At 68.6% G+C, this 21,745-nt stretch carries 19 protein-coding genes and 1 pseudogene; 5 read left to right on the top strand and 15 right to left on the bottom strand.

The genetic code is table 11. The annotated features are described in order from the left end of the window. The first annotated feature begins 173 nt into the window (after window positions 1-173). Both NC4_RS23805 and NC4_RS23800 read left to right on the top strand, forming a co-directional pair. Entirely contained in the window at window positions 174-725 is a 552-nt protein-coding gene (locus NC4_RS23805) for a Uma2 family endonuclease (protein ID WP_169814858.1), read from the top strand. Window positions 726-748: 23 nt separating this feature from the next. Continuing rightward, the gene (locus tag NC4_RS23800; RefSeq protein WP_067542139.1) at window positions 749-1,753 is read left to right on the top strand and encodes a PHP domain-containing protein; all 1,005 of its coding nucleotides are present in this window, start codon (window positions 749-751) and stop codon (window positions 1,751-1,753) included. Here the strand turns inward: NC4_RS23800 and NC4_RS23795 are convergent. The 15 genes and pseudogenes from NC4_RS23795 to NC4_RS23725 form a co-directional block, all read right to left on the bottom strand. Beyond that, complete coding sequence (locus NC4_RS23795; protein ID WP_067542137.1) at window positions 1,746-2,639, bottom strand: amidohydrolase family protein; 894 nt, start codon at window positions 2,637-2,639, stop codon at window positions 1,746-1,748. The genes NC4_RS23800 and NC4_RS23795 overlap by 8 nt on opposite strands. Before the next feature lie 14 nt (window positions 2,640-2,653). Beyond that, window positions 2,654-3,394, bottom strand: coding sequence for an SDR family NAD(P)-dependent oxidoreductase (locus NC4_RS23790; protein ID WP_067542135.1), 741 nt, complete (start codon window positions 3,392-3,394; stop codon window positions 2,654-2,656). A 49-nt stretch (window positions 3,395-3,443) separates the two neighbouring features. Further along, window positions 3,444-4,592 (bottom strand): annotated as a pseudogene (locus NC4_RS23785) (glycosyltransferase). Window positions 4,593-4,605: 13 nt separating this feature from the next. Next, a complete protein-coding gene (locus NC4_RS23780; RefSeq protein ID WP_245721880.1) occupies window positions 4,606-5,940 on the bottom strand; it encodes a glutamate-1-semialdehyde 2,1-aminomutase in 1,335 nt (444 codons plus the stop codon). Next, on the bottom strand, window positions 5,930-6,295 hold the full coding sequence (locus NC4_RS23775; protein WP_067542129.1) for a GNAT family N-acetyltransferase: 366 nt from the start codon (window positions 6,293-6,295) through the stop codon (window positions 5,930-5,932). The genes NC4_RS23780 and NC4_RS23775 overlap by 11 nt, the downstream gene beginning before the upstream one ends. A gap of 27 nt (window positions 6,296-6,322) precedes the next feature. Then, window positions 6,323-7,213, bottom strand: a complete 891-nt coding sequence (locus NC4_RS41125) for a GNAT family N-acetyltransferase (protein WP_067542126.1) — start codon at window positions 7,211-7,213, stop codon at window positions 6,323-6,325. Then, complete coding sequence (locus NC4_RS23765) at window positions 7,210-8,589, bottom strand: glycosyl hydrolase family 28-related protein (protein WP_067542123.1); 1,380 nt, start codon at window positions 8,587-8,589, stop codon at window positions 7,210-7,212. Before NC4_RS23765 ends, NC4_RS41125 begins: the two co-directional genes overlap by 4 nt. Beyond that, window positions 8,586-9,884, bottom strand: coding sequence for a GNVR domain-containing protein (locus tag NC4_RS23760; RefSeq protein ID WP_067542120.1), 1,299 nt, complete (start codon window positions 9,882-9,884; stop codon window positions 8,586-8,588). Before NC4_RS23760 ends, NC4_RS23765 begins: the two co-directional genes overlap by 4 nt. Next, entirely contained in the window at window positions 9,875-11,278 is a 1,404-nt protein-coding gene (locus NC4_RS23755) for a hypothetical protein (protein ID WP_067542117.1), read from the bottom strand. Before NC4_RS23755 ends, NC4_RS23760 begins: the two co-directional genes overlap by 10 nt. A 127-nt stretch (window positions 11,279-11,405) precedes the next feature. After that, complete coding sequence (locus NC4_RS23750; protein WP_067542115.1) at window positions 11,406-12,410, bottom strand: CgeB family protein; 1,005 nt, start codon at window positions 12,408-12,410, stop codon at window positions 11,406-11,408. Continuing rightward, a complete protein-coding gene (locus tag NC4_RS23745; protein WP_067542662.1) occupies window positions 12,407-13,681 on the bottom strand; it encodes a lipopolysaccharide biosynthesis protein in 1,275 nt (424 codons plus the stop codon). The genes NC4_RS23750 and NC4_RS23745 overlap by 4 nt, the downstream gene beginning before the upstream one ends. 415 nt (window positions 13,682-14,096) lie before the next feature. Beyond that, window positions 14,097-15,257: a glycosyltransferase family 4 protein gene (locus NC4_RS23740; protein WP_067542112.1), complete on the bottom strand. Its 1,161-nt coding sequence runs from the start codon at window positions 15,255-15,257 to the stop codon at window positions 14,097-14,099. Then, window positions 15,254-16,297, bottom strand: a complete 1,044-nt coding sequence (locus NC4_RS23735) for a glycosyltransferase family 4 protein (protein WP_067542109.1) — start codon at window positions 16,295-16,297, stop codon at window positions 15,254-15,256. The genes NC4_RS23740 and NC4_RS23735 overlap by 4 nt, the downstream gene beginning before the upstream one ends. A 156-nt stretch (window positions 16,298-16,453) precedes the next feature. Then, a complete protein-coding gene (locus NC4_RS23730; RefSeq protein WP_067542106.1) occupies window positions 16,454-17,662 on the bottom strand; it encodes a DUF7373 family lipoprotein in 1,209 nt (402 codons plus the stop codon). 14 nt (window positions 17,663-17,676) lie between these two features. Beyond that, on the bottom strand, window positions 17,677-18,873 hold the full coding sequence (locus tag NC4_RS23725) for a DUF7373 family lipoprotein (protein ID WP_067542659.1): 1,197 nt from the start codon (window positions 18,871-18,873) through the stop codon (window positions 17,677-17,679). A 107-nt stretch (window positions 18,874-18,980) separates the two neighbouring features. Between NC4_RS23725 and NC4_RS41770 the strand changes: the two genes are divergently transcribed. The 3 genes from NC4_RS41770 to NC4_RS23710 all read left to right on the top strand — a co-directional run bounded on the left by NC4_RS41770 (window position 18,981) and on the right by NC4_RS23710 (window position 21,708). Continuing rightward, the gene (locus NC4_RS41770) at window positions 18,981-19,706 is read left to right on the top strand and encodes a serine/threonine-protein kinase (RefSeq protein WP_067542103.1); all 726 of its coding nucleotides are present in this window, start codon (window positions 18,981-18,983) and stop codon (window positions 19,704-19,706) included. Window positions 19,707-19,712: 6 nt separating this feature from the next. Then, window positions 19,713-20,495: a serine/threonine-protein kinase gene (locus NC4_RS43090; RefSeq protein ID WP_067542100.1), complete on the top strand. Its 783-nt coding sequence runs from the start codon at window positions 19,713-19,715 to the stop codon at window positions 20,493-20,495. Window positions 20,496-20,586: 91 nt separating this feature from the next. Then, a complete protein-coding gene (locus NC4_RS23710; RefSeq protein ID WP_067542096.1) occupies window positions 20,587-21,708 on the top strand; it encodes a serine hydrolase domain-containing protein in 1,122 nt (373 codons plus the stop codon). Window positions 21,709-21,745: the final 37 nt, after the last annotated feature.

Below are 21,745 nucleotides of genomic sequence, written 5' to 3'. Positions count from 1 at the left end.
CGGGCGCATCTGGCAATCCTTCAGTTACTGGTCAAGCGTCCGGCAGGGCTGCTGGTCGGGCGACTCGCGAATCGCCACGCCGACGGCCGAACCTGCTGGTGAAAGCCTTGCCCGGGAAATCTGAGGTTATGGTGTTCCAGTCTTGTCGGCGCCGGTACCGCAGGAGGGAGTCGTTGCCCGAACAGCTGGACCTTCCGATGACCGGTGTGCGCACCCGCGCCGAATTCGACGCCCTCCCACGCGTCCCGCGCGGCTGGGCCTGGGAACTACGAGCCGGTCGATTGGAGCTGACCCTCATGCCCGTCACGTTCTGGTACTCGCGGATCGTGTTCCATCTCCTCGAGTACTGGCGTGCGCACGGCTACGAGGTGGCCGGTGACCAATACGTCGCCGATACCGGCTTCGCCCGCGGCGATCCCGGTCACCACAATTTCGTGGCCGACGGCGTGGTGTTCCGCCCCGAGCATCGCCCCGCCAAACACAGCACCACCCACGCTCCCGCGCATCTGCACGCCGTCATCGAGGCCGTCTGGCAGGACGCGCAGGTCCGCGAGGCCATCGACAAACTCTGCGTCTACGCCACCCTCGGCGTCCCGCACTGCTGGATCGTGCGCGGCGACACCGGCTCCGACGATCTCGACGGTTTCGTGAGCATGTACGAGCTGACCGGCGCCGACTACAAACTCACCGGCAGCCGCCTGGTCTCGGAGCTCATCGCCACCTGACGCCCCGGGCGCACACTGGAGTCATGGATCCTGTCGTAGCTCTACGCCAGATTGCGTTCTTCAAGGACCGCGCCCGCGAGGACTCCCGGCGGGTCATGGCCTACCGCAATGCCGCCGACATCATCGAACGGCTCGACGACGCGCAGCGGCAACAGCTGGGAAAGTCGAACGGCTGGCAGTCGCTGCCCGGTATCGGGCCGAAGACCGCGGCGGTGATCGCCCAGGCCTGGTCCGGCGCCGAGCCCGACACCCTGGTCGAATTACGGTCCGCGGCCCGGGATCTGGGCGGCGGTGCGCTCCGATCGGCCCTCAAAGGAGACCTCCACCTGCACTCCAACTGGTCCGACGGCTCGGCCCCCATCGCCGAGATGATGGCCACCGCCCAGGCCCTGGGCCACGAATACTGTGCCCTCACCGACCACTCACCCCGCCTGACCGTCTCCAACGGCCTGTCCGCCGACCGCCTCCGCCACCAACTCGACGTCATCGACGAACTCCGCGACCACGTCGCCCCCATGCGCATCCTCACCGGCATCGAAGTGGACATCCTCGACGACGGCTCCCTCGACCAGGACCCCGCCCTCCTCGACCGCCTCGACATCGTGGTCGCCAGCGTCCACTCCAAACTCACAATGGACTCCCCCGCCATGACCAGACGCATGGTCCGCGCCATATCCAACCCCCGAGTCACCATCCTCGGCCACTGCACCGGCCGCCTCGTCGAAGGCAACCGCGGCCTCCGCCCCGAATCCGAATTCGACCCGGACAAGGTCTTCACCGCCTGCCGAGACCACGACACCGCTGTAGAAATCAACTCCCGCCCCGAACGCCGAGACCCCCCAACCCGCCTCCTCGAACTAGCCGCCGAAATCGGCTGCCACTTCTCCATAGACACCGACGCCCACGCCCCCGGCCAACTCGACTTCCTCGGCTACGGCGCCCAGCGCGCCCTCGACAACGACATCCCCGCCGACCGCATCATCAACACCTGGCCGGTGGACGAACTCCTGTCCTGGGCGGCTAGTTAGCCGGGTCGTCGATACGAGCCGGGGACAGGCCGTAGGTCTCGGTGGCGTTGGTGCGGTAGAAGAATTCGGCTTCCTGGTCGGTGGCGTCGGAGGCTACGAGGTGGTCGATGGTGGTGAGGAGGGTGGAGTAGGGGCCCGCGAGGGTGTCTATGGGCATGTTGGAGGCGAACATGAGGCGGCGCCAGCCCCAGAGGTTGAGGGCGGGTTCGAGGCAGGAGGAGAGGGTGGGCCAGGTGAGGTCGGGGGCGATCATGCCGAGGCCGGAGAGTTTGCAGAGCCATGGGGTTTCCTTGGCGGCCAGGGAGAGGGCGTTGTGCCAGGCGGTGCGGCTGTCGGGGTCGGTGCCCTGGGGGAGGCCGAGATGTTCGAGGACTACGCGGAGGGTGGGGTAGCCCGCGAGGAAGTCGATCCAGTCGAGCATGGTGGCGGGGTGGGCTACCAGGTCGAAGACCAGGTCGCGGTCTTGGAGCCAGCTCGCTATCGCATCGGCGGCGGCGGTGTTGGGGGACAGGCCCTGGTAGACGTGGATGCCGCGGAAGTGGCGGGAGTGGGACTGTTCTTCGAGGTGGGCGAGGAGGTCGGGGAGGGGGAGGGTGGGGTCGACGGTGGCGATGATGGCCATGGGGAGGTTGGACTTGGTGGCTATGGCGTCTATCCAGCGGGTTTCGGCTAGGTAGGCGTGGGGGGCCGTGGCGGCGGAGATGTGGACCAGGCCGGCTAATTCCGTGGGGGCCGCGGCGCGCAGGTAGTCGGGGAGGAGGAGGTTGTCGGCCAGGTCGGGTTTGCCTGCGGCGGTGAGGAATTCGCGGAGGCGGGGGGTGTACCAGGGGTGGGTTGCCGTGTCCCAGAGGTGGAGGTGGGCGTCGACTATGGGGGTGGTGGGCATGGGGTGTCGTTCCTTCAGTGCATGGTTATGCCGCCGCTGACGCTGATCAGCTGGCCGGTGAGGTAGCTGGCTTCGGGGCTTGCGAGCCAGGTGATCAGGGAGGCGACTTCGTCGGGGTGGCCCAGGCGTTTGAGGGGGATGGCCTGCTGGAGGGCGGCGAGTTTGGCCGGGTGGTGTTGCATGGTGCGGTCGACCATGCGGCCTTCGATGGGGCCGGGGCAGACCACGTTCACGGTGATGTCGTGCCGGGCCACTTCGCGGGCCAGGGATTTCGCGAAACCGAAGAGGCCGGATTTGGAGGCGGCGTAGGCGGCTTCGCCCGCAGCGCCCGCGCGGGCGCCGTCGGAGGAGACGAAGACGATTCGGGCGCCATCGGATCGGCGCAGGGCCGGGAGCAGTCGCTGAGTCAGCAGCATGGGGCCGCGCAGGTTGACCTGGTGCATGAGATCCCAATGCGCGACGGGGCTGGTGTCGAACGGTTCGACAATGGCCGCGCCCGCACAATGGATCAGGGCGGCGATACCGTCGCCGACCGCGGCGGCCGCCGCGTCGATACTGCCGGAGTCGGTGAGATCCAGGTGCAGCGCAGTGGCTTTCGGGCCGAGGTCGGCGGCCAGCCGCGCGGCCGATTCCAGGTCGACATCGGCAATGACGACGGCGCGGTCGGCCGCGACCAGGCGGCGCGCGACCGCGCCGCCGATGTCGCCCGCGCCGCCGGTTATGAGAGCGCCGGTCGCGCTACCGGATTCAGCCACTGATCACCCGCTCTGTTCATGGATCGCCTCGCAATCCATGAATAGTCGGTCAGCGGCTGAATTGCGACACAAGTTCCGCAATACGGCTGCGGAATTCCTCCGGGGAGAAGGTGGTGGCGTGTTTGCGGATGGAATCCGGGTCGTAGACCGCTGGATCGAAATCGCGCATGACGCGGGCGAATCCAGAAACTACCGACTCGTCGGTTCCATGCGGAATGTGCTCACCCGACAGGCCGGGCACGACGGTATCGAGCGCACCGCCCGCACCGACCGCCAGCACCGGCGTGCCACAGGCCATGGCCTCGACGGGAACAATGCCGAAGTCCTCGATCCCCGGCATGAGCAGAGCCCGGCAGCGCCGGTACATATCGAGCAGGACGGCATCGGAGGCCCCGCCCAGAAAGGTCGTTTCCGGACCGGCCAGGGCTTCGAGCTGACGGCGATACCGCCCGTCGCCGAGCACGACCAGCCGCACACCGGCTTGCCGCGCCGCGCGGATGGCCAGATCGGGCCGCTTGTAGGGCACCAACCGCCCGGCGAACAGGAAGAAGTCCTCGCGGGGCAGCGCCGGATCGGGGGAGAAAAGGCCAACGCGCACAGGCGGATTCACCACCGAGGCCGGTATGCCTCACCACTCGCGCACCCGATCGGCCACCGCCTGGGAGTTGGCGACCACATGGGTCAGATGCGACGCCGCGCGCAGTTCGCTCCGGCGCGCCAGCGCACCCAGCACGGTGAGTGCGAGCTGCCCGGCCCGCCCCCCGGCCTCGCGGGCGCGAAAGGCGCTGTCCCAGGCCCACCGTGCGGGACTGTGCACATAGGCGATCACGGGCGCGGTGGTCGCCAGCGCGGCCTGTGTGGCGAACGCGTGATGACTCACCACCACCGCATCGAAGTCGCGCAATGGCAGACCGCGAAATGCCTTGGGCGCGAACGGCAGCAGCGGGGCGTGCGAGCGTCGGCCCGTCACCGCGTAGGCCCGTGACAACCAGGTGTCATGGACCCCGGCGGAATCGTCGGCCCGCATCCCGTCCGCACGGCGTGCCGCGTCGAAAAGTGTACGGGTGCAGTCCTCGTCGACGATCGGGGCGAAGACCCGGGATCCGGGCCAGGTCTTGAGGAATTCGGCGACGACGGCTTCGGAGCCGCCGTATTCGGTGAAGCGCTCGTGCACGATCGCTACGCGGGGCGCGTCCATCGGGTTCTCCTGTTCAGCCGTCGCCGCGGTCGTCGAGGTGGCGGGGTGCGGCGGTGCGGCGCAGGGCGGGGGCGACCGGGCGGCCCGCGAGAAGTCCCGCGACGCTCCGGTTGTCGATGGCCGTGCGGTAGACGGCGGCGGCCTCGCGGCACGCCTCGATGGTGAGGTCGATATCGGCGTCGGTGTGTGCGGCCGAGACCACGAAGGATTGGCCGAGAACGCCGCGGTGCAGCAGTTCCTGGAGGAACAGGGTGCGGTAGGGCTGGGAGGGATTGCCGTCCGCGTCCTTGGTGTGGAAGACCAGGCAGGAGGGCCGCCCGGCGACGTGGAGGTGGTCGGCGATGCCGAGTTCGGCGGCCGCGGCATTCACGCCGTCGGCTAATCGGCGCCCGGCCTGCTCCATCCGGGCGATGGGATCGGTGCTGCGATACGCGTGGACCACCGCGCGGAAGGCCGCCAGCGCACCGGTTTCCGGGCCGTGCGTGGTGGAGAGCAGGAAGACGCGATCGGCGCTGGTGCGCAGCCCGCCCAGCTCCATGTATTCGCGCTTACCCGCGAGCGCGGAGATGGGAAAGCCATTGCCCATGGCCTTACCCCAGCAGGACAGGTCGGGCCGGACCCCGTAGAGCTGCTGACCGCCGCCGACCGACCAGCGGAACCCGGTGATCATTTCGTCGAAGACGAGCAGCGCGCCGTGCCGGTCGCACAAGGCGCGCACGCCTTCCAGGAATCCCGGCGCGGGTTCGGCGAGTGAGGTGGCCTGTTCCAGGATCACGCAGGCGATCTCGTGCGCCGCCAGCACCGCCGCCAGCGAATCCAGATCGTTGAACCCGAACTTCACCGTCGGCACGGCCGGAACGCCCGCATTCATGGCGGTGGTGCCGATGAACCAGTCGTCGACGGAGAAGAACGGCTGATCACAGATCGCAACCGTCTCCCGCCCGGTCACCGCCCGCGCCAGCCGCACCGCGGCGGTGGTGGCGTCCGAGCCGTTCTTGGCGAACTTCACCATATCCGCGCCCGGCACCAGGCTCAGGAAATCCTGCGCGGCGAGCACTTCCAGCTCGGTGGGCCGCGAGAAGTTGACCCCGTCGCCGATGGTCCGCCGCACGGCCTCGACCACCGGCTCGTAGCCGTGGCCGAGGGTCACCGACCGCAGCCCCGTGCCGTACTCGACGTATTCGTTGCCGTCGCAATCCCAGACATGAGCGCCCTTGCCGCGCACCAGGATCGGCGTCATGGACTCCGGATACTGATCGGCGCCGCGCGCATAGGTGTGCGCGCCGCCGGGCACCAGCTCGTGCAGCCGGGCCTGCAGCTCGTTGCTGCGGGTGAAATCACGCGCCACGGAATCCTCCGGCGGTGATCGCCCAGAGGTCGTGGTCGCCGCGGTGACCGGTGGGGCCGCGGAAATTGCGCATGGTTCCTTCTTTCAGCAGCCCCGCCCGGGCGGCGACGGCCGCCGATGCGGTATCGGCGGAATCGATTTCGGTGGTCACGCGAATCAGTCCGAGCCGGTCGAACGCGTGGTTCAGCAGGGCTCGCAGGGCCGCCGCACGGACCGCGTCGTCGACGTGGGCGGGATCGGCCCAGATGTGCACCCGGGCATTGTGGTCGAACATACCGAGGTCGAACAGCCGGGCTTCCCCGGCATAGGCGCCGCCGACGTCGATGACGAGCAGCAGGCCCCGCGGTGCGCGCACTCCCGCTGCGTGCCGGGCGTATTCCCGCTACCAAGTGCCACTGGATGATTCGGCGCCGAGGGCCCGCGCGTTACTCCGGGCGGCCCGCCAGCCCGCGGCATCGCCGGGCCGCAGCGTGCGCAGGATGGCGCCCGGCCCGCCGGGCACCCGGAGCCGGACGGGCCGGGCGGGCAGTACGGTGCGCAGGAACCGCCTGGCCTCCCCGGCGCGGAACCGCGCCTCGACGAGCAGGATGGCTGCCGCGCCGGGCATTCCGCCGCAGGTCGGCATGCTCTGTTCGACCGGTCCGTTGCGCCGCGCCAGCACATGCTCGATCCACCGCTCGGTGAATCCCTTGGGCGGGATATCGTCGCGCGTCGCCGCCCACAGATCGTGATCCGAGCGCGCCCCGCCCACATCGAAGTGCTGCGCCATGCGCGCCTCCCGCACATAGCCGACCTGCGCGGCGCCGTGCGCGGCGGCCACATTCGCCGGTGATACGGGCGCCACGATCCGCTCCAGCCCCAGCACATCGAATCCGAAGTCGAGCAGCAGCGCCGCCGCCACCCCGCCGAATCCGTGCCGCGCCAGGTGCGAATCGATCCAGATCCCCATTTCGGCATGCCGCGCCCGCGCATCGATGCCGCCGATCTCCACCTGCCCGGCGAAGAGCCCGTCGATCTCGATGACGGTGGCCAGCCGCCGCCCGCCGCGCGCCTCGGCCGCCGCCTCCAGGCATTCCCGCACCCAGGCCCGTTTGGTGTGCCGCTGTTCCCAATTCAAGGGCGAGGACAGCCAGAACGGTTCGATGAAGGCCCGATCCCGCAATCGCAGGGCCCGCCAGGCCGCATGATCGGCGAAGCGCGGCGGCCGCAGCACCACGGTGCATCCGTGCAACTGCACCGGCCCCAGCCGCACCCGCTCGAGCCGGGCGGTCACGACCGCGGTCGCTGCTTGCCCAGCGACGAGGTCTTGACCGATCCGTCGGTGTCCACCGACAGCCGCCAATAGGTTCCCGCCGAATCCCGTAACACGATTCCCCCTTCGCTGCGTTCGGATAGGTATGCGCCACTGGGCAGTACGGCGGAGACGATGCCCCCGTCGCGATCCTGGGCCTGGAAGATGTCGGTCTCGGTGCGCCCGGCCTGGACTTCCATGGTTCCGGCGAACCGCGCCCCGTGTATCCGCCCGCGCCCGATGACATGCCAGCCATCGGGAAACGCGCGCGGATCCACATCCTCGTAGGACCCGGAGATGATATTGATGGCCGTGCCCTCCGGCGTCCCCGCCGCATCGATACGGATCTTGACCGGCGGAGTGTTCAGATCCGGATCGAATTGCACGTTCGCCAGATACGGCTGGCGGCAGTAGATCAGATCCAGGCACACCTTGCGGGCCGCCACCTTGCAGTTGACCATGCCGAATTGCGCGGGCCCGCCGCCCGGCGCACCGACGGAGATGGCGGTGTCCGCGCCCTCGAACCACACATTGGTCAGCCACCAGTCGTTGGCGGCCCCGTCGATGCTGATGTGCCGGTCGGTGGTGCGCGGGTCGGAGTCGGAGACGAATTCGACATTGGTCAAGGCCAATCCGGCATTGTGATCGCTCCCGGCGCCCAGCACGCTGATCCGATTGTTGGTCAGTTTGGAGCTGGTCACATAGTTCTGGATGCAGGAGGTGACGATGCCGTAGCCGAAGTTGTTGATATCGCTGTTGAGCACGGCGGTGCCGCCGGTGTTCTCGTCCAGCACCAGCCCGCGCTGCTCGTGATACCGCGGCGCGTTCTCGCTCAGGTGGTTGCCGCGCAGCACCACCGCGTCGAGCGAGCACCGGAAGCACTCCGACAGCCGCATGGCCGTGGCACGCGCGCCGGTCAGGTAGAAACCCATGCGGGAGAACCGAACCCGCTGTTTGCGCTGCAACGCGATGAGGGTGTCGTCCCCGTCGTAGTAGATGGTGGTGATATCGGCGCCGTCGCCGAGCACGGTGGCGAAGTCGTCGAGCGCCGGGAAACTCTTCAGCAGATAGTGCCCGGCCGGAATGTAGAGCACCAGCGACCGGTCGCCGTCGACGGCCGCCGCCTTCGCGAAAGCCGCTGTGTCATCGGTGTTTCCGTCGCCGACCGCGCCGAAGTCCTTGACATTGCGTGCCGCGGGTTGATCGGAGACGTCCGGCGAGCGGAAGCCGTCGCCCGGCGCCGGATCCGCGCTGCCGCAGGCCGCCGCGAACGGCACCAGGGCGGCCGCGCCGAGACCGGCGGCCAGCAGCCGCCGTCGGCGCACCGCGTCGGGCTTACCGCCGTCGTCTTCCGTCACCGCTTCACCAGCGTCAGCGGATTGCGCAGCACGTGCCGGAAACCCTTGTGCGGCCGCGAGAATGCCACCGCGCCGACGAGCCGGTCATTGTCGTGCCCGAAGGTGGCCAGCGCGCCGCGCACCTGATCGGAGGTGGTGGTTCCGAGTTTGATGACGCCGACCGTGGCATCGCAGCGCCGCGCCAGTGCGATGGCGTCCGCGGCGGCGGTCACGGGCGCGGCCTCGACGAGAATGATGTCGAATTCGGTGCGCAGCTTGGAGATGATGTCGCCGAGGCGGTCGGAGTCGAGCAGATCCGGTGTGCGCAGATCGATGCCGCCCAGCGGCAGTACGCTGATGCCGACCTCCGGCCAGGTCGAGACCGCCTCGGCCGCGGAGGCACTGTTGCGCAGCAGTTCCGACAGCCCCGTCGCCGCCCCGGCGGCCGATCGGCTGGACCCGTGCCCGGTGGTATCGGCGTCGACCAGCACCACCCGCGCGCCGGTATCGGCGAAGGTGCGCGCCAGCCCGATGGCCACATCGGGTTCGGAGCGCTGTGACAGCGAGGTGAGCAGGACCGTGGTCCGGTCGGGATCGGCGGTCAGGCGGGTGCGCAATCGGCGCAGTTCGCCCGCGGCATTGGGCCGTCCGTCATCGATGATGCCGAGAATGGGCACCGGCAGAATGGCCTCGAGATCATTGGAGGTGCGTAGTCGCTTGTCGAGCCGGTCGCGCACGAAGGCCGCCCCCACCCCCAGCGCGAGCCCGGCCAGCATGCCCAGCAGGTAGATCCGCTTCGTCTGCGGCGCGGTCGGCTGCTGGGGAGTCCTCGCCTTGTCGATCACCTCCGCGCGTGCGGCGGGCGCGGCTCCGGCCTGTATGGCCTCCAGTCGCGACACCAGCGCGCGGAATTGTGAGACCACCTCGTCGGCCAGTATGCGCGCCCCGTCGGCGGTGGCATCGGTGGCCGTCACCACGATGATGGTGGTGGCCGGTGGTGAGGCGGCGGTGATCTTCCCGCGTAGCTCGTCCACCGAAATGGTCAGTCCGAGTTGATCTTTCACGAATTGCGCCACGGTCACACTGGTCGCCAGATCGACATACGAGCGCACCCGCTGCTGCGCGGCGAGCCCGCCCTGATAGGAGTCGTTCACCGAGGTGCCGGTCGCCATGGACACGTACACCGAACTGGATGCGGTGTAGGTGGTGGGCAGCGTTCGCGCATACCCGGCCGCCGCCGCGACACAGAGTACGACTCCGGCCACGATGATCGGCCACCGCCGCCGCAGCAGATGCCAGTAATCGATCAAACCCATTGCGCTGTCCTCGTTTCCCCGGATAGTCGAGCCGAATCGGGCCGCCGGGGCGCGCCCGATAGTTCGTCCACCCGCCTGCGATATTCCCCGACGACGAGATAGGTGAGCCAGGCCAGCACCACGGCCTGCAGGTATTTGCCGAGTGTTTCGACGGTGCCGAGCAGGCCGCGCTCGAACAGCACCGGCACCTCGATCAGGGCCAGACCGAGCACGGCCAGGGCCAGGGAGCGACTGTAGAGGGCGCGCGCCCAGAGGAGCACGAGCACGAAGGTCAGCGTCACGCCCAGCGCCACGCCGAGATAGCCGCCCAGCACATAGCCTTCGTTGATATTGCCCTCGGCCAGCGAGACCGACACCGTCGACATGTCGACCGAGCCGCCGCGGACCTCCACCGCCCAGGCCGCGCCGGACCGGAATTTCTCCGCGCCCAGCAGCTGTGTCGGAATGAGGCTCTCCAGGGCGTGGCGCGCCACCTCGCCCGGCGTCAGCCAGGAATGCGGTCCGGCGAACCAGGCGTCGGTGGCCGCCTCGAGCAGATCGAATCGGCGCAGCAGTGACAGGAAGGGCTGCACCGTCTCCGGATACTGCGCGTCGACCTGCGCGGCCTCGGCCTTGGCGGCCGCGGTGGTCTTGAACGATTGCAGCCAGCCGAAACCGATGACCGCCAGCACCGAGATCGACAGCACCCCGCCCACTTTCGCGCGGGTCCAGCCGGTCATGGCGAAGCGGACGGCAATGGCCAGCGCCGCGCCCATAATGGGCGTCTTGGACTGCACGAGGGCCGTCCACAGCAGTTCACCGCAGACGATCGCGCCGAGTACCAGCGCGGTGGTGCGCCCGTTCGGGCTGCGGAAGAACACGATCAGCCCGACCGCGCCGAGCGTGGCCAGAATGGTGATGAGGTTGATCATCGGGTTCGGGCTCTCCAGCTCGCCCGCGGTGCCGGTATTGCCCGTCGCGAAGGCGGCCAGCCGCCCCAGCGTGCCGAGGCCGTAGAGCACGAAGAGCGTCTGCACGAATACCGGATCACCGGCGAAAGGCGCTGTGCACCACACGGTCTCCGGATGCCGCCTCGCGCGCATGCGCGTCCACACCGTATAGGCGACGACCAGCGCGGCATAGAACCACAGGCCGAAGACCACGGGCCGGAGCACCATGGCGATGCTGTCGTCGTAGCCGAATTGCGCGAGCCGCGGATCGGGCACATTGTCGCCGTAGTGCGGTTCGGGCTCGGTCCACAGCAGCACCACCGGTCGGGCCACATACGACAGCGACCAGTACCCGGTCTGCGCGATCAGGAAGATGCGCACCACACCGGGCACAAACAGCGCAGCGGCGAGGATCGTCGCCAGCGCACCGGCGACGAGCAGAACCTCGGAGTGTGCGGGGGCCATCAGCTGTCCTCCATCACTCGTATGTCCGCGTCCAGTCCGTTGTCGTTACGAGTCATGCTGTATCTATCTCGGAATGAGCGGGGGCCCTGCGTGGTTACGCAAGCTGCCGCCTCCGGGCCTGACCCGCTCATCCCAGGGCGTCGATGATTTCGCGGGCCCGATCGACATAGCGATGCCCGTCGGCGAGGATCCGCCGATGTCCCGCCTCGGCGATCTTGGCGACCTGCTCCGGATAGCGGGCGCACCGGTCGAGAATCTCGCGCAGCTCGGTGGGTCCGGAGAACAGGAAGCATTCGGTGTCGTCCTGCAGCAGCTCGGCGTGCTCGTCGGTGCGTTCGCCGACGAAAAGACCACCGGCGGCGGGTATTTCGAAGGTGCGGCAGGTGTGGGTATCGCGATTGTCCGAATTCAGCAGCACCAGATTGGCGGTCACGGCGGCGACAGCGGCGGAGAAATGCTCGCCGTACACCGGCCCGCCGATATCCGCGCCGGTGCCCCACAGCGGGCGCACCCGCCGCCAGCCCGGACCGCGCAGCAGCATATCGCCGTGGAAGTCGCGCGCCAGGGAAACCAAGAGGTCTTGACGATCGGGCCGGACCGCGCCGATGAAACCGACCAGGAACCGCCGCGCGCCCCGGCGCGCGCAGGGCCGATGCCAGGCCGGATCGTAAGCGCTACGAACGAATTTCACGGACCGCGCGCCGCGCGCCGCCAGTTCGGGCACATTGTGCCATTTGGTGGTGACGATGAGATCCCACCGCGATTCATGCGCCAAGTACTCCGGACTGGTGTTGTACGGATTGGACACATCGTCGGGGCTGTAGTGCACGCGCAGGGCGGCGGGGGTGGCCAGCAGCCGCTGCTGATCGAGATGCACCGCCTTGAAGGCGAACAGCACATCCGGTGCGAATGCCGCGGCGGCGGCCTCGATATCGCGGTGCACGGCCTGCACATCCCAGGGCGCGCGCTGCCGGGCGAGTTTCGAGTACACCCACGGCGGCGACAGGCGCGCGGGCAGCGTGACCGGGGTGGTGTCGACGACCACCACCTCGTGCCCGGCCTGCCGGAATCCATCGGCGAGCGAGCGCGCGTTACTGCCCACCCAGTCGTCGCCGACGAACAATATCCTCATGCCAAGTCCCCCTTGCGCATCAGCACGGTGGCTGGTCCTGTCGCCCCGCTGCGCACCGCCCGTTCCCGGACGATCAGCCACCGTACTCGGATGATGTACCACAGTGCGACGCCGATTTCCGCGGAAACGGTGCCGTAGACCAATGCCCAGACCGATTCGGTCCGCACCGCGCACACCAGGGCGACCGCCGCGATGCAGGTCCCGATGATCGCGCCGATGAGAACGCCGATGGTGTCCTGTTTGACCGGCAGGATGGCCGTCGTCACATACGAGGTGACGGTGGTGGCGGGCAGGATGAGCACTTCGACGCGCAGCAGCGGTATCGCGCCATTGAACTCCTCGGAGAAGATGAGGTGGACGAGCATCGGCGCCAGCGCCCAGACTGCGGCCGTGGCCAGACAGGCCAGCCCCACGCACATGGCCAGCGCCTGAATGGAATTGCGCCAGAATCGATCGCTCTTGCTGCGCTTGGCCATGCGGGGCAGCAGGGCGAATCCAATGGGGTCCAGGGTGGATTGAATGGCGCGCACCAGCCGGTCCCCGGCCGAGTAGAGGCCCAGGGAGGCGGTGGCAAGGAAGGCGCCGTAGACCGCGGCCGAGCCCTGGCCGTAGCCGGTGACCAGCAGCCGGGAGGTGAAAATCGGTGCGGCCATGCGCATGATGGCCCTGATCCAGTGCGGGCGCGCGGGCGGGCCGTAGGTGCGAATGGAATCCCACCAGGTCAGCGCGACCGTCGCCACCGAGGAGACCAGCAGGCACAGCAGCGCCAGTGAGGCATGGGGAAATCGCGGCAGCAGGGCGACCAGCAGGACGAGATATCCGATGCGGCCCGCGCCCTGATACATGGTGGAGGAGCCGAACCGGCCCTGCCCGATGAGCAGCCAATCCTCCGAGATCGACCAGAACCCACCGGCGAACAGTCCGAGCAGCACCATGTGCAGAACCGGATGCGCGTCGACGGCCAGGTTGCCCAACAGCGCCGCGCCGATGACGGTCAGCGTGGCGGCGCGCACAGCGAGATAGGTCCCCCGCAAACGATTGATATCGGCGGTGCTGGTGCCCTCCTCGTGGACGCGCGCCGCCAGGAATTGGGTGACACCGAGATCGACCAGCAACGACCCGATGAAATAGGACGACATGCCGATCGCCAGCAGGCCGGTCCCGTGCGGTCCGAGCGTTCTGGCCAGCAGCGGCACGGTGACGAGGGTGATGACGTACTGCCCGTATTTGCCGAAGGTGACCAGGCCGATATCGCGCAGAATCCCCCAGATACCACCGAATCCCGAAGCGGTCCCCTTGCGATGGCGGCCGCGCCGCGCGGCGGGGACGGGACCGGCTGCTGGGCTGTCGGTTTCCGCGGGCGCGAACGCGCCGGTCCGATCGCGCTGCGGCCCTTCCTCGCCCAGCAGGGCGTAGTCCGCGGCCGCGCGCTCGGCGTACCGCGCCGATGCGGGCGGCGGTCCGGCATCGGCCGCGAACATCCACCCGGTGGGTTGCGGACCGGGTGCGTCGCGGGCATTGCCGGACCGGACCATGGGGCCGGAATCGCGCGTGGAGTAATCGTGTTCGAAGCCCCGCGGATCCGCCGGAGCGATGCCCTGCCGCATCTGGCGGCGCTGCCGCAGCCGCCCCAGCGTCCGCAATGGCATGGTCGGCGGATCGACAATGGGTAGCGGCTCGGTCGGGTCATCCACGGCGGCACTGTTTTCCGGATTGTCGCGTGAGGAAGTCCGTGACGGTGCGGGCGGTTTCGGCCACATCGAAGTCGCGGGCGCGCACGCGGGCCGCATCGGCGAGTTTGGTGCGCAACTCCTGATCGGTAATGAGGGTGTTCAGGGCGTGCGTGAGCTGTGCGCGGTCGCCCGCGTCCACCAGCAGGCCGTTGAGACCGGGCTCGACGATCTCCTCCGGGCCGCCCGGCCGGGTGGCGATGACGGCGCACCCGGCGCGCATGCCCTCGACGACCACCTGCCCGAACGGTTCGGGCAGCACCGAGCAGTGCACGAGGATGTCCGCGTGCCGCAGATAGGGTTCCGGATCCTCGACGTGGCCGGTGAAGGTGACCGGCAGATCCAGCGCGGTGGCGTGCACCTCGAGTTCGGCCCGGTAGCTTTCCTCGTCGAAGAAGGTGCCGCCCACCAGGTACACATCGCGCGGCAGCACGCGGACATCGGCCAGGGCGCGCAGGAAATGGTCCTGGCCCTTCCACGGCGCCAGGCGCCCGACCACCACGATGACGGTCTCCGCGGCGGGCCGCTGTTCGGCCGGTTCCCCGGATCGGTCGTCGTCGGCGGGGAATTCGACGCCCGGATAGGCGACCACGGCCGGGGTGCGCCAGGTCCACAGCGAGGCCAGCGTGCCGCGGCTGTTGGCGATATATCCGCGCGCCGCCACCCAGCCGAGCAGCCGGATGACCAGCGCCAGCCGCGGCCCGAAATAGTCGGCCGAGATCCGGTCGTGCACATGCCAGACCAGCGGCACCCGTGCCCGCCGTGCCGCCACCGCGCCCATGAGCAGCGCTTTGGAGCTGCTCGCGATCACCACCGTCGCCTCCAGTTCGCGCATCGTCGCGCCGAGTGCCCAGCCCAGTTTCAGCAGGCCGGTGGCTCCGGCGAGCAGGGTGCGCACTCCGGCCTTCTCGATGGTCATCGCGCGGGAGTCGAAATCATTGCGCACGAGCCGGGTCTCGATGCCGCGCTCGGCCATGCGGGACAGCATGGGCCCGTCCTCGGTGTAGACGACGGCGGTCTGTCCGGCGGGCATGGCCGCCACCATGCGCAGCGTGGCGAGTTCGGCGCGGGAGGGGGCCGCGGTGTGCGCGAGGAATACGGCTTTGAGCGTGGTCATGGCCCGACCAGCTCCGCATAGAGGTCCAGGTGCCGCCGGGCGGCGGCGGCCCAGGAGAACGTCTCGGCATGGGCCCGGCACTGTTTCGCGTCCGGGCGCACGCCCGACAAGGCGGTGCACAGCCGGGCGGCCAGGGCTTCGGGATCACCGGGCGGCACGACGAGGGTGGGGTCCAGTCGCCGCACCGAATCGGGCAGGCCGCCGCAGTCCGCGACAATGGGCGGTCGCCCGGCGGCGAGGGATTCGAGGGCGATCAGGCCGAAACCTTCGAGCGCGAGGGACGGCACGACGGTGAGATCGGCCCGCGTATACAACTCGATGAGCCGGTCGTCGGTGACGGGACCGGTGAAGGTGATGGAGTCGTCCCCGGCGGCCAGCGCCCGCAATTCCGATTCGGCGGTGCCGGTTCCGACAATGACCAGGCGCGCCTCCGGATGCGTGCCGCGCACCCCCGGCCACGCCCGGATCAGCACATCGATGCCCATGCGCCGTTCGAGGCGGCGCACGCACAGCACCGTCCCGGAGTCGGCGGCCGGTTCGGTGGCGGGAAAGCGGTCGAGATCCACACCGGGCGGAATGATCCGGATCCGGCGCTCGGGAACCCCGTAGTCATCGATGAGCAACTGCCGGAAGCGCTGGGAGAGCACGACGAACCGATCGGCGCGGGCGTACCGGATTCGTTCGATCAGATACTTGGCCCGCACCGCCGCGGCGCCTTCCCCGGCCATCCGGCTCTCCGCCGCCCACGGCCCGTGAAAGTGCACGACCAGCGGATTTCCTACCGCGGCGGGCCCGTACAGGCAGAAATGTCGATCCACCACGGTCCCGCGCGGCAGCGGGGGCCGGTCGGCGAAGGCGGTTCGCACCCGCCGCGCCGTGCTGCCGCCGATCGCGCCCCAGGATCGCGCACCGACCGGTGCGTTTCCGAAAGCGCTTGCCGTAACGTCGATTTCGGGAATTCCGGACAGCGCGAAATACAGATCGGTGAAATACCGATTGAGCCCGCCCGGTGCCGCATCGAACCACTCGGACCCCGTCATATGCACGCGGAACGGCACACTCAACAACCCTCACCCCCAGGGTCCATCGCCCACCCGGGCCGTTGCACGGCCCGAACACCATTGCAGCGCAAGTCTATGTCAAACGGCTCGGCCAGGCGGGCAATCGATCCGCAACGAACCGACCGTCCAGCAGCGTCACAGACTATTGGCGAGCAGGGCATATTGCGCCGCTGCCCGCTGCCGCACATCCGTCTCGTCCTCGCTGTCCACGAAGGCGGCATAGCGTTTGTACGAGACGTAGCAGCGGTAGGCCGCATTGGTGGGATCACCACGCGAATTGCGCGCATAGCATTTCGCACCCGGCACCCCCACGGGTCCGTCGATGGCGTCGAAACCCGTTCCGATACTGGCGGAAATCCCGTTGACCAGCGCCGTCGCACCACTCGCATCGCGGGCGCGCAGAATCCAGGCGCTGTCGACAACGGCGAACCGATCCGTGCCCGCCTCGGTGAGCAGCCGTTCGGTCGATGCCGAATCCAGCATCTGGTGCACGAAACGCGACGGCCCGTAGACGGCGAAGGTATCCGGATCCGGGCGGCGGAAGGCGCGCTGCGCGGTGACCACCCGGGCCAGCAGGTTATCGGGATCCACGAGCAGGGAGTCGAGTTCGCCGGTGGCAGTCGGCCGGAAGGCGTCCAGTAGCGCGCGCTGGGCGTCGAGCGTCTTGCGCACCCACTCCAGCAGGTCGGCGGAGTCCGCGCGGGGCCGCTGGATGAAGAGCGAGACGACGAACGGGCCGTAGGGCAGGAACGCCCCGATGGTGGCGACGGACGGCCGCCAGTGGATGTAGGCGTCCGGGAATTCGGCGAGGCTCAGCCGCTGGTTCTGGTCGGGGGCGTAGGCGAAGTCGACATCCTCGAGATCGCGGGCCGCCACCTTGGCCGCGGCCTCGGAGGGAAACCGGATGACGAAATCGACGACCGCCGTGGCGGAAGGGGTTTCATCGGACCGCGCCAAGGTGTCGGAGCTGCCCGCGGCATAGCCGACGACGAACTCGTGGCGGGTCAGCACGTCCGCGGAGCCGACCGCGAGAAAACCCGCTTCGGCCTCCGTCGCCTCGGTGATCACCCGCGCGCCCTGGCCCACCGACAGCGTGGCATCGATGCGCGGGCCGGTCGCCACCGCCTCGGACATGCGCATGCCCTCCAGCAGCGCGCCCTCGCCGTGCGAATCCTGTTCGTAGGTTTGGCGATCCACCGCGTACGCGCCGGCATCCAGAGACCGCACATCGGTTTCTCTCGCCACCGGGGAGCCCGGTACCGCGCAGCCCGCCACACCCGTGAGCGCGGCGGCCAGCAGGCACCCGGCGAGACGGTGGGTGCTCCGGAACGACCTGCGCGACATGGCGGGACCTCGGTTCAGAGACTATTGGCGAGCAGGGCGTACTGGGCGGCTGCCTTCTGCAGCACATCCGTCTCGGTATCGCTGCGAATGACGGCGAGATAGCGCTTGTAGGTGACGTAACAGCGGTAGGACGATTCGATCGTGTCGGTGCCGCTGTAGAGGAAGCACTTCGCGCCCGGCACCGACTTCGGGGCGGGAATGCCGTTGTACTCCGACGGGAGTTCGCCGACGAAACCCTCGAGCAGTCCGGTGGCGGCCGCGGTGTCACGGGCGCGGTGCAGGTACGAATCATCCAGCACCGCAATGCGATCCACTCCGGCGTCGGTGAGCTGGCGGGTGGCGAAGGCCTGCTCGTAGGCATTGTGGATATAGCTGGAGGGACCGTAGACGGCGAAGGTGTTCGCATCGGGGGTGCGGTCGCCGCGGTCGGCCGCGACCATGCGGGCGAGCATATTGTCCGGATCGACCTTCAGTCCGTCGAGCTTGTCCTGCGGGGTCGCGGCGAAGGAATCCAGCCTCGCCACTTGCGCGGTCAGGGATTTGCGCACCCAGTTCAGCAGGTCGGCGGAGTCGGCGCTCGGGCGCTGGATGTAGAGCGAGACGACGAATTCCTTGTGCGCCACGAAGACCCCGATACTGGCGATCGAGGGCCGCCAGTGAATGTAGGCGTCCGGGAACTCGGCGAGGTTGAGCCGCTTGTTCTGATCGGCGGCGAAGGAGAAGTCGACGTCCTCCAGTTCGCAGGCCGCCAGTTTCGCGGTGGCCTCGGTGTCGAAGCGCATGAGCAGATCGCTGATCGTGGTGGTGGTCGGCGACGGCTCGTCGGGCGGATCGTCGGCATCGGCGGTGTCCATACCGTACGCGGTGATCATCTGGTGGCGGCTGAGCACGGCCGCGGAACCGTAGGCGAGGTAATTCTCCTCGGCGGCCTTGGCGTCCATGACCACATAGCCGCCCCGGCCAACAATGAGCGAACTGTCGATGGTGGGTCCCGTGGGCAGCGCCTCGGACATTTGTATGCCTTCCAGCAGCGCGCCCGCCCCGAGCGAATCCTGGTCGTAGGCATGCCGGTCCACCTCGTAGGTGCCCACGTCCAGCCCCCGCACATCGGCCTCACCGGCCACCGGCGTACCCGGGACGGCACAGCCCGCGGCGATCACCACCGGAGTGAGCAGGAACAGGACAACCGATCGATGCGTCCGCAGTGACATGCGCGGCATGACAAACCCCCATATGCGCCTCGGTCCAGCGGACCGCTGTCCCTTCGATTGTGCGTTACCGTGATCGGCAGCATGTAGTACTCGGAGGTAGTGGGGTCGTGGCGAGGACTCTCGCGCAGGGGCAGACATTCGCGGGCTATCGCATCGAACGGCTGCTCGGCGTCGGCGGTATGGGCGAGGTGTATCTGGCCCGGGATCGGGGTCTGCCGCGCCCGGTGGCATTGAAGCTGCTCAGTCCCGCCCTGGCGGGGGAGCCCGAGGTGCGGGAACGGTTCCTGCGCGAGGCCGATACCGCGGCGCGGCTGGGACATCCGAATATCGTGGCCGTGTACGCGCGCGGGCGCGAGGCGGACCGGCTGTGGATGGCCATGCAATACGTCGAGGGCACCGATGTGGCGGCCGTGCTGAGCGAGGGCGCGCTGCGGCCCGACCACGCGGTACGCATTCTGGGGGAGACGGCCAAGGCGCTGGATCACGCCCACCGGTCGGGCGTCCTGCACCGGGATGTGAAACCGGCCAATATCCTGCTGGAGTGGGGCCCGGAACAACGGGTTTTCCTGGCGGACTTCGGGATCGCCAAGGCGCTCGACCAGACCAGCGGCATGACCCGCACCGGTGAGATGTACGCCAGCTTCCAATACGCCTCCCCGGAACAGTTCGAGCTGCGCGCCGATGTGGATCCCCGCGCCGATGTGTATGCGCTGGGCTGCACGTTCTTCCACATGCTCACCGGTGAGCTGCCCTATCAGGGCGGCAGCACCGCACAGCTGGTGAACGGCCATCTCAACGGCCCGATTCCACGGCCCAGCCAGCGGAATCCGTAGGTGCCCATGGCCTTCGACCAGGTCATCGAGCGCGCCCTGGCCAAGAACCGCGAACACCGCTACCGCAGTTGCGGCGAATTCGCCGCCGCGGCCGCCCAGGCTCTGGCGGCACCGGCGCACTACGCCCCGCCGGGCGCGCCGACCGACCGGCACACCAGCGCGACCACGCAGGTGGGCTATGCCACGACCCAGCCCGGCCGCCCGCCGACACATCCGGGCGCACCGCCACCGGCACGGCACAGTCCGATGGCTCCACCGCGTCGCCGCGGCCGGAATCGACTCATGGCCGCCGCGGCAGCCGTCTTCGTCCTCGCTCTGGCCATCGGCGTGGGATTCGGCACCGGCGCGCTGCACATTACATGGGGCGCGGCCGATCTGGGCGGCGGCACGACCATTTCCGCCACCGACCCTTCGCGCGACGCCGCCATCCGGGCGGCCTGCGACCACGCCCTGCTCATGTCCACCTACGACTACGCCAATGGCGACGCCTGGCAGGAGAAGGTGCTGGCGGGCGCGACCGGCGGCTGGAAGACCCAGGCCCAGACCATCCTTCCCGCCGTCCGCCTGCTGGTCGAATCCGATGCGGAGAAGAGCCGCGGCACCGGCGCCCAGTGCACCGTCACCTCCGGCGACGGCACCCACTACGAACTCGCCGCCGTCGTCACCGTCCTGAACCAAACCCAGGGCAAAGCGGACACCACCGAGACCGAGAACATCACCATGGCCATGGATTACGTCGACGGCCGCTGGCTGTGCAGCAAGTTCACCAGCCCGCTCTTCCCGAGCTGACACCGAATTACCCTGGGTTCGAACCCTTTCGGAACATCGCCCGTATGACCCGGTGGCCGGTGCGCCGACCGGTCCCGGTGCTGGAGGACGCATGCGGATTGCTCTGGGAATCGCCGCCGCGGCGGTCGTGCTGCTGACCGGTGGCGGGAGCGCCGTCGCGCAGCCCGCGGTGCCGGACACGCTGCGCACCGGGCTGGATTCCATCGTCTCCGGGGTCGATGTGCCGGGCGCGCAACTGGTGCTCACCGAGGGCGGCGTGGATACGCATATCACCAGTGGGGCAGGTGATCTCGGTACCGGAGCGCCATTCCCGGAGCACGCGCAGATGCGCATAGCCAGCAATACCAAGTCCTTTGTGGCCGCGGTGGTACTGCAACTGGTGGCCGAAGGGCGTGTCGAACTGGACGCACCGGTGGATCGGTACATACCCGGCGCGGTGCACGGGCCGGGGGGTGACGGGAATGTCGTGACGGTGCGAAACCTGTTGCAGCACACCAGCGGTATTCCCGACTACCTGAACGGCCTGGATCTGGAATCGGTGGAGGCGCTGCGGGCCGGGCGGTCGATCGAGGAGATGATCGAGATCGGCATGGCCAAGACCGCCGAGTTCGCGCCGGGGGAGAAGGCACAGTACTCCAACACCAACTATCTGCTTGCGGGGCAGGTGATCACGCGGGTGACCGGGATGGCGGTGGGCATCGAGGTGACCCGGCGGATACTCATACCCCTGGAACTGCACAACACCTACTGGCCGCTGTATCCGGCCGAACAGGTGCTGCGCGTCCCGCATGCGCGGGCATATCACGAATTCAATTGCGCGCGAGTCGATATCACGGATATCGATCCCGGCTGGGGCCTGCCCGACGGGGCCATGGTGTCCAGCGGTGCGGATCTGAACCGCTTCTTCATGGCCTTGCTGTCCGGGCGCGTCCTCGCCCCGGCGCAACTCGCGGAGATGCAGGCCACCGTGCCCAGCGGCGATGCGCGGCGCTCGGAGGAATTCGGGCTGGGCCTGTTCCGCTGGACCACGTCCTGCGGACTCGAGGCCTGGGGCCACGGCGGCACCATGCACGGCACCTTCGTCTACGGCGGAGCGACCACGGAGCGTTCGGTCACGGTCGGCATGAACCAGATTCCCGATATCCTCGGCGCGCGCTCCCGTAATATCGATCTCGACGAGGTTGTCGATGCTGCGCTGTGCGCACCTCGATGATCTGCGATAGATTCGTTTCGGATTCGTGCTCGGCATT

Source organism: Nocardia crassostreae, assembly GCF_001613405.1.
Classification (GTDB): Bacteria; Actinomycetota; Actinomycetes; order Mycobacteriales; family Mycobacteriaceae; genus Nocardia; species Nocardia crassostreae.
The sequence above is the reverse complement of the archived record's forward strand: the minus strand, read 5'-3'. Positions and strand labels throughout refer to the sequence as shown.